This window comes from Streptomyces sp. NPDC059909 (assembly GCF_042730885.1).
Lineage (GTDB): Bacteria > Actinomycetota > Actinomycetes > Streptomycetales > Streptomycetaceae > Streptomyces.
In genome coordinates, this window is record NZ_JBHWKX010000126.1 from 1 (window position 1) to 11,758 (window position 11,758).

Annotated in this window: 10 protein-coding genes and 2 pseudogenes; 5 read left to right on the forward strand and 7 right to left on the reverse strand. The window is 69.8% G+C overall.

Going from position 1 to position 11,758, the window contains the following annotated elements; translation table 11 throughout:
• Positions 1-617: 617 nt before the first annotated feature.
• The 5 genes and pseudogenes from ACFV9O_RS37945 to ACFV9O_RS37965 form a co-directional block, all read right to left on the reverse strand.
• Positions 618-2,789 carry a hypothetical protein gene (locus ACFV9O_RS37945; protein WP_385426966.1) on the reverse strand — a complete coding sequence of 724 codons (2,172 nt, stop codon included), beginning with the start codon at positions 2,787-2,789 and terminating at the stop codon, positions 618-620.
• 248 nt (positions 2,790-3,037) lie between these two features.
• Positions 3,038-4,393 (reverse strand): FG-GAP repeat protein, encoded by a 1,356-nt coding sequence (locus tag ACFV9O_RS37950; RefSeq protein ID WP_385426969.1) that lies wholly within the window; start codon positions 4,391-4,393, stop codon positions 3,038-3,040.
• Positions 4,394-4,637: 244 nt separating this feature from the next.
• Positions 4,638-5,543: an NAD(P)H-binding protein gene (locus ACFV9O_RS37955; RefSeq protein ID WP_385426972.1), complete on the reverse strand. Its 906-nt coding sequence runs from the start codon at positions 5,541-5,543 to the stop codon at positions 4,638-4,640.
• Positions 5,544-5,790: 247 nt separating this feature from the next.
• Positions 5,791-5,955, reverse strand: a pseudogene (locus ACFV9O_RS37960) (glyoxalase); the annotation flags it as partial.
• 352 nt (positions 5,956-6,307) lie between these two features.
• Positions 6,308-6,520: pseudogene (locus tag ACFV9O_RS37965) on the reverse strand (cupin); the annotation flags it as partial.
• Between the two features lie 250 nt (positions 6,521-6,770).
• On the opposite strand from ACFV9O_RS37965, the gene ACFV9O_RS37970 reads away from it, so the two are divergent.
• The 3 genes from ACFV9O_RS37970 (at position 6,771) to ilvD (ending at position 9,529) form a co-directional block, all read left to right on the forward strand.
• The gene (locus ACFV9O_RS37970; RefSeq protein WP_385426975.1) at positions 6,771-6,995 is read left to right on the forward strand and encodes a hypothetical protein; all 225 of its coding nucleotides are present in this window, start codon (positions 6,771-6,773) and stop codon (positions 6,993-6,995) included.
• 195 nt (positions 6,996-7,190) lie between these two features.
• A complete protein-coding gene (locus ACFV9O_RS37975; protein ID WP_385426977.1) occupies positions 7,191-7,502 on the forward strand; it encodes a helicase associated domain-containing protein in 312 nt (103 codons plus the stop codon).
• A gap of 227 nt (positions 7,503-7,729) precedes the next feature.
• On the forward strand, positions 7,730-9,529 hold the full coding sequence (ilvD, locus tag ACFV9O_RS37980; RefSeq protein WP_385426980.1) for a dihydroxy-acid dehydratase: 1,800 nt from the start codon (positions 7,730-7,732) through the stop codon (positions 9,527-9,529).
• Positions 9,530-9,620: 91 nt separating this feature from the next.
• Here ilvD and ACFV9O_RS37985 read toward each other — a convergent pair whose 3' ends face one another.
• Together ACFV9O_RS37985 and ACFV9O_RS37990 are read right to left on the reverse strand one after the other, a co-directional pair.
• Entirely contained in the window at positions 9,621-9,827 is a 207-nt protein-coding gene (locus ACFV9O_RS37985) for a hypothetical protein (RefSeq protein WP_385426982.1), read from the reverse strand.
• A 29-nt stretch (positions 9,828-9,856) separates the two neighbouring features.
• Positions 9,857-10,309 (reverse strand): VOC family protein, encoded by a 453-nt coding sequence (locus tag ACFV9O_RS37990; RefSeq protein ID WP_385426984.1) that lies wholly within the window; start codon positions 10,307-10,309, stop codon positions 9,857-9,859.
• 21 nt (positions 10,310-10,330) lie between these two features.
• Here ACFV9O_RS37990 and ACFV9O_RS37995 point away from each other — a divergent pair, with 21 nt between their 5' ends.
• Both ACFV9O_RS37995 and ACFV9O_RS38000 read left to right on the forward strand, forming a co-directional pair.
• Entirely contained in the window at positions 10,331-10,933 is a 603-nt protein-coding gene (locus ACFV9O_RS37995; protein ID WP_385426986.1) for a CGNR zinc finger domain-containing protein, read from the forward strand.
• Between the two features lie 5 nt (positions 10,934-10,938).
• Positions 10,939-11,334, forward strand: coding sequence for an SRPBCC domain-containing protein (locus ACFV9O_RS38000; RefSeq protein ID WP_385426988.1), 396 nt, complete (start codon positions 10,939-10,941; stop codon positions 11,332-11,334).
• Positions 11,335-11,758: the final 424 nt, after the last annotated feature.

Consider the following 11,758-nt stretch of genomic DNA (forward strand, 5'->3'; position numbering starts at 1 on the left):
ACGGGCACGCCACCTACAACGCTCCAGCCCCACCCCGGACACCACCCCGACGCAGAACCACCTCGACGAAGGACCTGCGAAAGACAGGACTAGGCAGCGTCTCTTCGATGCCCGAACGCTTCGGCCCCTGACGGACCATCCACAAGCGGCACATGTTGTGGTCGGCCGACAGCACCTGGGAACGTCTACTCCCACACGGTCAGGCCATCACCGACGCCGAGGGCGACATCGGCTGGAACATCAACGTGGACTCCACCCTCGGTGCGTGCCCACCCGCACGCCGCCGGGGCTCCGACTGCTCCGCCGCCGACACCGTCCGTTGCCTCAAAAGGAGCCGGAAAAAGATCAGTTCGCGTGCGCGCGCACTTGCGTCTGTGTCCGTTCCTGGAGGAGGCGGTGCGACAGGCGAAGCTCTCCGCCGGTCCCGCGGCGGGATGATTAACGGGCTGCACTTGAGCCCGGACGGGACGTGCCGCCCGCTGTCGCTGCTCATCACGCCGGAGCAGCGGGCGGACTGCACCCAGTTCGAGCCGGTCATGGACGAAATCCGCGTTCCCCGGCTCGGACCGGGGGCGCCTCCGCCGCATGCCGGACAGCCTTCTCGCGGACGGAGCCACTCACACTTCGATGGGGGTCGGGAGCGTGTCATTCGTCAGGGCCGACAGCGTCGAGCGGGCCTGGGCGGCCAGGCGTTCGTCGGCACGGATGATCTGGTCCTCGATGCCGCCGGTCACGACCCGCCGGTCCCGGTCGGCCAGGGCCGTGAGTCTGTACAGGTGCTCGTCGGTGAGGGCGGCACGGCCCAGTGCGGCCAGCGCCTGGAACGCGCTGTCGGCGTCGATGTCGCTCTCCGCCGCGTCCAGGACCTGACCGGCCAGGACGGTGCGGTCCAGCGGACCGCGCAGCTCCTCCTCGGGAAGCGCGGCCAGCAGCGCGAGGACAGCGGCCGGCGCGTGCAGGGGCGTGGCGAGGAGGTGCTCCAGGGCCGGGCGCAGGGGCCGCGCCGCCGGACCCATCCGGGACGCGAGGCGCGCCGTCCGCAGGGCCGTCCAGCGGGTCCAGGGACCGCCGTCGGCCCTGATGACGGCGTCGAGCACCTGAACGGCTGTGGCGGCGTCGCCGGTGATGCCCCACAGCGCGGCGGCCAGTTCCGCGTCGGCGTCGAGCCGGGGGAAGGACCGGCCTTCGGGCCGATCGCGCAGGGCGGCACGCACCTCGGGCACGAGCTCCCCGGCGGCCTCCCCAAGGGTGGTGATGAGCCGTGCCGCCTCCCGCAAGCTGCGGCCGTCACCGACGAGTTCGGCCCGGATCACGGCAAGGAGCGGTCCGGCTTCGCCGGTCAGCTCGTACAGGGCCTGCGCCGCGGACAGACGCCCCTCGTCGGGACCCCGCAGGGCCGCTTCGCGCAGGTGCTCCGCCGTACGGGTCCGGGGCTCGCCGTCCGCGGGGCAGACGGCCGCCAGGGCGACGGGGCCGGCGAGCGGGATCCTGGGCAACGCGACAAGCAGTTCGGGGACGGCGGGGGCGGCCCGCCGTCCCCAGGAGGCGACGAGCAGCGCGAGACGGATCGGCTCGTTCCCGCTCAGCCCCGGTTCGGCGAGGCGTCGTCGGATCGCGTCGAGCAGCGCGGAGTCGTACGGGAGAGGGCTGCTCGCGGCCTTGCCATGGGCACGGGCTTCGGACGCGGCGGCCAGCGCCCGGGGGCGCTCCGGCAGATGCTCGGCGAGCAGCGGGGCTGCCAGGCCGGGAGCAGCCGTCACGAGCGCCGCGAGCGCACGGTCCGCCAGGTCACCGTCCCCCGAGGCGAGCCGGGCCAGCGCCGCGCTGCCCTCGCCCGCCTGCTCCGCGAACTTGTCGAGCAGGGACACCACGCTCCGCGCCGACTCCCGTTCGTCGAGCAGCGGGAGCAGCGAAGGCAGCAGCCGCGCCGGAGCGGAGCGGGAGACCATGCACGCGTGGTCCGCCGCCCACACGGCCTCGGCCCGTACGTCCCGCGCCGGAATCCTCAGGACGGCCTCCAGCAGCGCAAAAGCGGCCTCCCGATCCTCGTCCGTGTCGCGGCGCAGCAGCGCGGCGACCACGGCCTGCAGCGGCTCGCACTCCTCGAACCCGGAGACCAGGCCGTCGGCCGGGAGCGCGGCGAGCACCGCGTCGTGCTGGGCGGCGTCCCACACAACGCCCGCCGCCAGGCAGGCAAGGACAGCGGTGATACGCAGCCGGGCCGGAGCTCCCGGAGCGAGGGAGGCGACGGCCGCGGCGCTGCCGCGCGCCGCGTCGAGCCGTACCAACGCGGTCACCAGCTCCGCCCGCACGACCTCGTCGCGCTCCTCCTCCCAGCGCCGCTCCAGCGCGGCCCACGCCTCGGCAGGGGCGGCGGTGTGCCCGGCCGCCCAGACGGCGGCCTGCCGCACCTTCGCCTCCTCGGCGTCCGTCAGGCCCAGGATCAACGGGAGTTGCGCGGCCACCGCCGCGCGGCAGGCGTCCGGTGCGACCTCGTACTCGTCGCCGCTCTCGGCGATGCCGCCGAGCAGGACGAGGAGTTCGGCGCTCCTGTGTCCGGCCGCCGCCAGGCGTGCCAGGAACGGCACCGCCTCGGCCGTCGCCGCGTAGACGGTGCCCTGGTGCAGGATGGTTTCGTAGAGCTCGTCCATGGCTTCGTCCGCGGCCTCTGGGGCGTCGCCCGCGAGGGAACGCAGGACGGCGGGAAGGTTCTCCGCAGTTCCGAAGGCATGGTTCAGTTCCGCCCAGGGGCGGTCTTCGAGTCCGACGAGGGCGTCTGCGCGATCCATGGGCGGATCCTCGCAGAGAGACTCGTTCCGCCGAGAGGCGGGGTCGGCCCCGGACGGAGGCGGAGGAGCATGAAGTGTGGGCGATGTCCGAGGCGATTTACCGGACATGACGACCCGTTCGAACTGGCTCCGAAACCGAGGGGACGCCCCAGCCCGTGACCGCTGATCCCGAAGATTTGCCCGGCGAACGCCGCCGAGCCGCAGTGCCCCATGCCCCGCCCGATGACGGGGCGGGGCGTGGCCCAAGGTCACGACGGCGGGAAGCCGCCGACCCAGGGGGAGGAGGTCCCGACCACTCCGAGCTTCCCCGCGGTCAGTTCTACGCTGCCCGTTCCGAGGGGGCGGGTGGCGGTGCCCGGCAGGACCCACACCGCGCCGCGGTAGTTGTCCTCGCCCTCCGCGCCGATGATCAGGTCAGGGTGACCGTCCGCCTTGACGTCGCCGACCGCAAGCGTGAGACCGAACCCGTCGCCCCTCTCCGACACCCCGGGTACCGACCCGCTCTCCTGGGAGATCTCGTACGAGCCGGCGCCGGGCGTGCCGGTTCTCCGGCCGGGGATGACGACGACGGCTCCGGCATGAGCCTGGCCGTTGCGCTGCTGGCCGGGCACACCGACGATGATCTCGCCGAGGCCGTCCTTGTTCAGATCGGCGACGGCGACGGCGGTGCCGAACTTGTTGTACTTCGTCGACGTGCCGTAGACGCCGGCGGTGTCCTGGCTGATGTGCACCGGTGCCGCAGCAAGACCGTTCGGACCGCCGTACCAGAGAGTGAGCTCGCCGCCCAGGTGGCCGTTGGTGCCGTTGACCGGTTCGTCGGGGTCGCCGATGACAAGGTCGTGATAGCCGTCGCCGTTGACATCTCCGGTTGCGGTGGTCGTGCCGTCGACGGGCAGGCGGGTGGTGTCTACGGGATTGACGTACACGAGGCCACCGCTGTAGCCCCCCACCCGGACCGAGGTCACGATCCGATCGGCGATTCCGGAGTGCCGGAAGTCCCCGTAGTCGGTGACGGCGACCGAGGGGGTACAGCAGTTCAGCACAGTCTCGCCGACGGACCCGTCGCGCTTGATCGAGTACTTGAACTCCATCGACCCGTCGTAGCCGGCGACCAGTACATGCGGTCCGTACTTGTCGCGCACCGCGGCGACATCCAGTCCGTACCGGCCGCCCTCGACCGTCCGCACGGGGAGCGTGCTGCCGGCGGCCAGGCCGTTCTTGCCACCCCACAGCACGGTGACCATGCCGGTGTTCGCGGCGCTGGTTCCCTCGTTGGGTGCTCCGACAATCAGGTCGCTGAAACCGTCATTGTCCAGGTCGGCGAACGCCGTCGAAGCACCGAAGAGGTCGTTGGCCTCCGCGGTGCCCGGCACGCCGGCGGTGTTCTGCGTGATGACGGCCTTGCGCAGGGTCGAGACTCCGGTCCTGGAGCCGTACAGGACCACGACCGCGCCCGCACCGACCTTGCCTCCCACCGTCGCCGCGGGCGCCGGGACGACCAGGTCGTGGTAGCCGTCCCCGTTGAAATCCGCCGGCGCGGCAATGGGCTTCGCCATGGCGTCGGCGGGCATGACCACCGAGCCGACCACAGCGGCGCAGGACACGACAACCGCAGTCGTCAGCCTGCCTCTTCCAGTTCTCCCCACCCTGTTTCCCCTCCCGATGCACAGTGCGACGGCGAGATCGTACGAGTGCAACCGGCCACTGGAGGGGGCAGGGTGGCGATCACCCCGGACCGCGGCCGGTTGCGGGCCCGACACGGCCGGCCAGGGCAGGGCAGGGGGACCGCCGCGGAAGCCACCCAGGGGCCGTACTTCTGTGGCGAGCGTCTGGGATCGGCCGGGGAGCTCAGCCCAGGTAGAAGTCCTTGCGAGCGGACACGAACGCCTCGATCGATTGGGCAGGTACGCCCGTCACACGTTCGACGTCGTCGGTCGCACGGTCATAGCGGTTCTCGCGGTGCAGTCGGGCCATGGTGGCGATGTGCTGTTCGGTATGCGGCGGCAGGCCCACCTTGGCGAGCACCTCGGCCCGCCACTGGTCCAACGGCACGTCCACATAGGACACCGGACGCCCCAACGCCCGCGAGAACTCCTCCGCCATCTCCGTCATGTCGACCGTGCGCGGCCCGGTCAGCTCGTAGACGTTCCCGACGTGCGGGGCCGGGTCGCGCAGCACGGTGGAGACCACCCGGGCGACATCGTCCACGGCGACCGGCGATGTGCGCCCGGTGCCGAACGGCAGCGCGATCGTGCCGTTCTCCCGGATCGACCGGGCCGGCAGCACGGTGAACAGCGGGTTGTCCAGGAACGACGTCGGCCGGATGTGCACCACCGGCAGGCCCGACCAGTTCAGTACCTGCTCCGCAAGCCAGTGCAGCCGCTGCTGGTGCGACTCCGCGGTGCTGGTGGCGGTCATCTGCGACACCGTCATCTGGGACATGCCAACGAGGGCGTCCAGTTCCCCCTGCTCCCGCGCCACGCTGGCCACCACAGTCGTCGCCAGCAGATGGTCCGGCGACACGGGCATCGCAAAGTACATCCTCCCGACACCCTCCAGCGCGGCCGCGACACTCTCGGGCCGGGTCAGATCGCCGACGACCACCTCCGCGCCGAGCGCACGCAACTCGGCCGCACGATCGTCGTCGCGCCGGACCATCACCCGCACCGGCACGTCCTGCGCGCGCAGTCGGTCGAGGACCGTGCGGCCCACGCCACCGGCGTTTCCGAGGAGAACAAGATTGCTGGCAACCATCGGTTCAATCTCCTTATGTGGAGCTGAGTGAGGGTGTGATCACACGCGCGTGTGGTGTGTGAAAGGTTTTCGGACGTGCGGCCGAGCGGCCGGGCCGGCTTCGCGGACCGAGGGCCTTGGGGTCAGGTGCCGAGCGGTTGTGAGGCCCTGTCCTCCAGCCTCTCCAGCCTAAATAAGCTGGCGGGGCGCCGCTTGCGGGAAGACTGTGGCCAGCAGCCGCAGGCCTTTCGCGCAGGTGGGCGTGGGCGGCGCAGGTGATCCCCTTGCCGAAGATGATCGAGTCCCCGGATCCGGGCGGCGTGAAGTGCACCGCGCGCCAGTCCTCACTGACGGCTGTGTCGAGATCCAGACGGGATCCCGGCGCTTCGTAGAAAGCTTTGGCCCGGTCGACGCCGGAGACGGGCAGCACGATGGTGACGGCGCATCCCGGCGACCGACATTCCCGCCGAGCGCAGACCGGGATCACTGATTCCCGCAGCTCGACGCATCGGCGGGCGGCGGCGACCTCAGTGACAAGATGGCGACCTCAGTGACAAGATCAGGGAGCGGACAGGCGCACCGCGAGGCGGTCAGGGCTGTGGCACACGCCCGCTCGGAACGGGACAGCAGACAGCGGCTTTGCCGGCGACGCCGACTTGAGGAATGAAGACTGAGTTCAGGCGGTCTTGAGGGTCGTGCGCATGGTCTGGATGGCCTGCTTGATCGCGGCCGGTGGAGCGCCGGCCTGAGCGAGGCGGCGGGCATGAATCCGGGGCGGTAGGTACCTAGGACGGTCGTGGTGCTCGCCTGTCCTTGCGCTGTGCCAGTTCGTCCTCGTCGACGAGGACGAGCATGGGCTTGCCGGGCTCGCACATCATTGTGACGATGAAGCGGCTCCGCATGTCTGTGCGGTTGTTCCCGTCCTGGTAATGGATCACATCGCCTCCCGGCTCCCAGAACGCCTCCCCGGCCCGGATGACCCGCTCGGGCTTTCCCTCTTCGTAAACACAACAAATTGTTGCGTTAAATCCATCCAGAGAATGAAGGTCAGCATGATCTACCACCAGATCCGCATCGCCATGAAGCCGGACGCCCCCAGGACCAGGCCGACCACGCCCTCGAGCTCCTGCGCCGGCTCGGCCGCGAGCTCGACGCCGTCGAGCAGTGGGTCGGCGGCCGCGACTTCGGCGGCGAGTTCGAATACGGCGCCATGTACGCCTCAAGGACATCAACGCCTACCGCACCTACATGTACGCCCCGCTCCACCGCAAGATCGACGAAGTCGGCCTGCCCCTGGTCAAGAACATGGTCTCCCTCGGCCTCACGGACGACGAGGACCCCGCAATCGGCGACAAGATCGCCAAGGTCCACACCGACCGCTACGCCGACCACCCCGAAATCGCCGACCTCGTCGACAACCTCGGCTCCTACGAAGGCAGCGGCACCCCGGACAACGACACCACCACCGCATAACCGACGCGCACGTCAGCAAGGGGTTGGCGCGGGCGTACCGACGGTCCCTCCTCCGAGCGCCCGTCGCGCCGAGCCGGCGCCAGCCCGTCACGCAACGTGTCCACGCGAGACCGCTCCCGACGCTTCCGGCCTCCCGCGCGACGCATGAGGTGAAGCCCCCTCGGCAACGAGGCTCACACGTCCAAGGGAAGAAGCATGATCATGACGTCTCGGCGCCGCTCGCCGGGCGCGATATTCCTCGCCCTGGCGGCGGGCACCCTGTCCTTCGCCATGCTTCAGCCGCTCATCAAGCTCGGGGTATGGATCGGGAACCAGCGGAGCAGGGCGGCGACGCTGGCACCGGAGCGGGTGGAACAGCTGTCCGCGATCGGCGCATGCGGTGGGCGTAACCGCCGGGACGAGCGGCCAAGTGGCGGCCACGTGCACACGAGCCCGGGTGTGTACGCACTGCTGCTGGGAGCCGGCATCTCGATCGCCTCGGGCGTGAAGACCGGCTGGGGGGCGTAGAGGACATCGTCGAGAAGGTGGTTGCGGGTACGCGACCCTGACAATCCCTCTGAGGCGGCGTTCCTGACGCCATGACGGCGGTCCGTAGTCGTGCGGCTCTTGCAGGAACTGGCCGCGGGCCAGTTGCCGGACACGGCAGCCGGAGCGGTACCCGTTTCCCAGCCGATGCGCGCAAGCCAAACGTAAGTGCACGTCATGGCCGGTGAAATGACCAATCCGCCGGAAGGATGCCGCATTCGCTGCCATCGGCCGGCTTGCCGCGGCGCTGTGATGCGGTGGTGGCCTGCCTGCGGCAGGCTGGTGGACGCCATAAGCCGACGCCTAAGAACAGGGTGGCTGTCGTGTCTGAGAAAGCGACTGACCGCAAGCCGCGGAGCAGGGATGTCACTGACGGCTATGAGCGTGCGGGTGCGCGAGCGATGCTGCGTGCCGTGGGGATGACCGATGCGGACTTTGACAAGCCACAGATCGGGATCGCCTCATCCTGGAACGAGATCACGCCGTGCAATCTGTCGCTGGATCGCCTGGCCCAGGCCGGCAAGGATGGCGTGCGCGAGGCAGACGGCTTCCCGTTGGAGTTCGGCACGATCTCGGTCTCCGACGGCATCTCGATGGGGCACGAGGGTATGCGTGCTTCGCTGGTCAGCCGGGAGGTCATCGCGGACTCGGTGGAGACGGTGATGTTCGCCGAGCGGCTGGACGGCGTGCTGCTGCTGGCGGGATGTGACAAGTCGCTGCCGGGGATGCTCATGGCCGCCGCCCGCCTGGATGTGGCAGCCGTTTTTGTCTACGCGGGCTCGACCCTGCCCGGCCGCCTGCATGGACGGGATCTGACCATCATCGACGCCTTCGAAGGAGTCGGGGCGTGCGCTCTGGGCAGGATCAGCCGAGAGGAACTCGACGCGATCGAGCGGCACGCCTGTCCGGGCGAGGGCGCCTGCGGAGGGATGTACACCGCCAACACCATGGCCAGCGCCGCCGAGGCTTTGGGTATGGCGCTGCCCGCAAGCGCCTCCCCGCCTGCCCCTGACCCGCGCCGCGATGAGCTGGCGCGCCGCTCCGGACAGGCCGTCGTGAAGCTGGTCGACGCTGGAGTCACCACGCGGCAGATCATGACCCGCGAGGCATTCGAGAACGCGATCGCCGTGGTCATGGCGCTGGGCGGCTCGACCAACGCCGTCCTGCACCTGCTCGCGATCGCCCACGAGGCCGGAGTCGACCTGGTCCTCGACGACTTCAACAGGATCGCCGACCGCACCCCGCACCTGGCCGACGTGAAGCCCTTCGGTCGGTACGTGATGACCGACGTGGACCGCATCGGCGGCGTGCCCGTGGTGATGAAGGCCCTGCTCGACGCCGGTCTGCTGCATGGGGACTGCCTGACCGTTACCGGCAGGACGGTCGCGGACAACCTGACGGCTGTGGCTCCACCGGAACCGGACGGGAAGGTCATCCACCCGCTGAGCAGCCCGCTGCACCCGACCGGCGGGCTGACGATCCTCCACGGCTCCCTCGCCCCCGAGGGCGCGGTCGTCAAGAGTGCCGGCTTCGACTCTCAGGTCTTCGAAGGCACCGCTCGCGTCTTCGACGGCGAGCAAGAGGCCATGGACGCCCTCAGGGCCGGCACCTTGCACCCCGGCGACGTCGCCGTCATCCGCTACGAAGGCCCGAAAGGCGGTCCCGGAATGCGGGAGATGCTCGCCGTCACCGGTGCCATCAAAGGCGCCGGTCTGGGCAAAGACCTGCTCCTGCTCACTGACGGGCGCTTCTCCGGCGGCACCACCGGCTTGTGTGTCGGCCACGTCGCCCCCGAAGCAGCCGTCGCGGGCCCCATCGCCCTGGTCGCCGACGGCGACCGGATCCGCCTCGACATGCCCTCCCGCCGCCTCGACCTCCTCGTCGACGACGAAGAACTGGCCCGGCGCCGCGGCCACTGGAAACCCCATACCCCGCGCTACACCACCGGCGTCCTTGGCAAATACGCCAAACTCGTCGGATCCCCCGCCTACGGCGCCATCTGCCGCTGAACCTCATGCACTCCTGAGTGGCGTTCTTGTGCCGTGCCCGAGTCTCACGGCGACGCGCACACTGAGCACGGAAAGCAGCGCGAACACCAATTCAACAGGGGGCTCTTGTGCGTAAGCGTGCGATCGGCCTGTTTGTGGTGCTGGCGGCGGTGCTGACGGTGACTCCGGCCAGCGCGAGCGAGCACGAAGACCTGTAAGCCGGCGGGCAGGTCAGGTTGTGAGTGGCAAGGACGGCGACCTTCCCGGCAGCGATCTTCTTGAACTGGCTGATCACCAGGTGCTCGGTGCGCAGGGCCATGGCGCCTCCGCAGCAGGTTGCGGCCCCGCCTACGCCACGCAGAACTCGTTGCCTTCGGGATCCTGCATGATCCACCAGTGCCCGGCAGGTCCCTTGTCGACCTCGCGGACGCGGGTCGCCCCCAGGTCTTCCAGCCGGGCCACCAGCTTGTTGAGGCCGCCGGGCTCGCTGTGGACGTCGAGGTGCAGGCGGTTCTTGCCGGACTTGCCCTCGGGCACGTCCTGGAAGAGCAGCCGCCGGCCGCGGCCGACACCGCTGGTCTCGTCGAACGGGTCCTCGGGGTGGCGGATCGCAGCGTAGCCGCGGAACGTCTTGCGGCCGTGATGCTCGGTGACCGCCTCCTCGTTGATGTGGCCGGCGGCCAGCAGTTGCTCGACGAGAGCGCTGGGGTCTTCCACCTCGTAGTCCAGGGCCTCGGCCCAGAAGTCCGCGAGGGCGGGCGCGTTCGTGCTGTCGATGACCAGTTTCCAACTCAATGCCATGTAACCAGTTATAGTGGTTTCATGGACTCCTCCGCAACCAAGGGGCTGACGCTGTACTCCCATACCGGCGTCGCCTACCGGTTCGACCCCGGCGCGCTGTGCCTGGAACTGCTGACCACAGGCGGTCCCGGCCCCTATCGCCGGTACGAGGTCTTGCACGAACCCGCCGACCTGGCCGCCTGGGCGGAGCGGTCACGGCTGACGCCGTCGCCCGTACTGGAAATCTCCGAAGCCGAGGTGGCCGACGCGCGAAGGCTGCGCGACGCGCTGTTCCGGGTGGTAACCGCCCACACGCGCGGCGAGCCACACCCGCCCGGCGACCTGGAGGCCATCAACGAGGCGGCCGCCTGTCCGGCCCTGGCGCCCGCCATCACGCCGGCTGGGAAGCGGCAGTGGGCCGGGACCCCCAGCGGCACGCATCTGGTGGCCACCGTCGCCCGGGACGCCGTCGAGCTGCTGACCGGACCCTTCGCGCACCGCATCCGCACCTGCGCCGCCGAGGACTGCCACCTCGTCTACGTCGACACCTCACGCCCCGGCCGCCGCCGCTGGTGCTCCATGGAGCACTGCGGCAACCGCCACAAGGTAAGGGCGCTGCGCGCCCGCCAGTCCGAGGAAGGATGACCACAATGCCCACTGGACTCACCAAGGACGCCGGCTGGCAGATCGGCGTGTCCCGCACGCTGCCCCACCCCGCGTCCGTCGTCTGGGACTTCATCAGCAGCCCTGACGGGCTCGCCCTCTGGCTCGGGCCCGGCACAGTCCTCACCCCGGAACGCGGTGCCCCCTACCGGACGGCCGCAGGAGAGACGGGTGAGGTGCGCGGATACCGCGCGGCCGACCGTATCCGCGTCACTCACGGCACCACCACGGTCCAGGTCGCCCTCGCCCCCGCCGCCGACGGGGCCCGGACGATGCTCCGCTTCCACCAGGAGCACCTGGCGAGCGCCGAACAGCGCGAACAACAGCGGGCGCACTGGCAGCACATCATGGACGAGGTCGCTGCAGCCCTCGACCAGCAGTAACAACGGCGCTGCGACACCAGATCTGGCGGCGAGTCGGTCCATGAGCGTGCATGCCACCCGCAGTTCGCCTGGGAGAAGAAGCCACCCCTCGTGACGATGGCGGTTGTGAACTTCGGTTGGCGCAAGCCAACCGAAGTCCCCCTGAGGCTGTGCCGACAACGATGAACCTCAACGACACTCCCGCACGGCTCCGACTCGACCGTGCCTTGGACTGCTTGGCCGTCACCTTCCGCGGTATGACCGCCCGCGCCGACGAGAACCAGTGTGACTGCCACTGGGGCAGGACGAAGAGCTTGCGCAGCTGAAGGTCCCGGACGTGGCGCGGACGTCTCTCGGCAACGGGTGAAACGAGGGCCACGGACGGCGGATGAAAAGTGAGCCACTCTGCGATCTCTTGATCATCCTGACTTCACTGGTTCTGAAG

Excerpts from the sequence above, each read along its gene's own strand:
- ACFV9O_RS37975 (WP_385426977.1), top strand. The coding sequence starts at position 7,191 with ATGATCATGACGTCTCGGCGCCGCTCGCCGGGCGCGATATTCCTCGCC.
- ACFV9O_RS37945 (WP_385426966.1), bottom strand. The coding sequence starts at position 2,789 with ATGGATCGCGCAGACGCCCTCGTCGGACTCGAAGACCGCCCCTGGGCG.
- ilvD (WP_385426980.1), top strand. The coding sequence starts at position 7,730 with ATGCCGCATTCGCTGCCATCGGCCGGCTTGCCGCGGCGCTGTGATGCG.
- ACFV9O_RS37970 (WP_385426975.1), top strand. The coding sequence starts at position 6,771 with ATGTACGCCCCGCTCCACCGCAAGATCGACGAAGTCGGCCTGCCCCTG.
- ACFV9O_RS37985 (WP_385426982.1), bottom strand. The coding sequence starts at position 9,827 with ATGGCCCTGCGCACCGAGCACCTGGTGATCAGCCAGTTCAAGAAGATC.
- ACFV9O_RS38000 (WP_385426988.1), top strand. The coding sequence starts at position 10,939 with ATGCCCACTGGACTCACCAAGGACGCCGGCTGGCAGATCGGCGTGTCC.
- ACFV9O_RS37995 (WP_385426986.1), top strand. The coding sequence starts at position 10,331 with ATGGACTCCTCCGCAACCAAGGGGCTGACGCTGTACTCCCATACCGGC.
- ACFV9O_RS37990 (WP_385426984.1), bottom strand. The coding sequence starts at position 10,309 with ATGGCATTGAGTTGGAAACTGGTCATCGACAGCACGAACGCGCCCGCC.
- ACFV9O_RS37955 (WP_385426972.1), bottom strand. The coding sequence starts at position 5,543 with ATGGTTGCCAGCAATCTTGTTCTCCTCGGAAACGCCGGTGGCGTGGGC.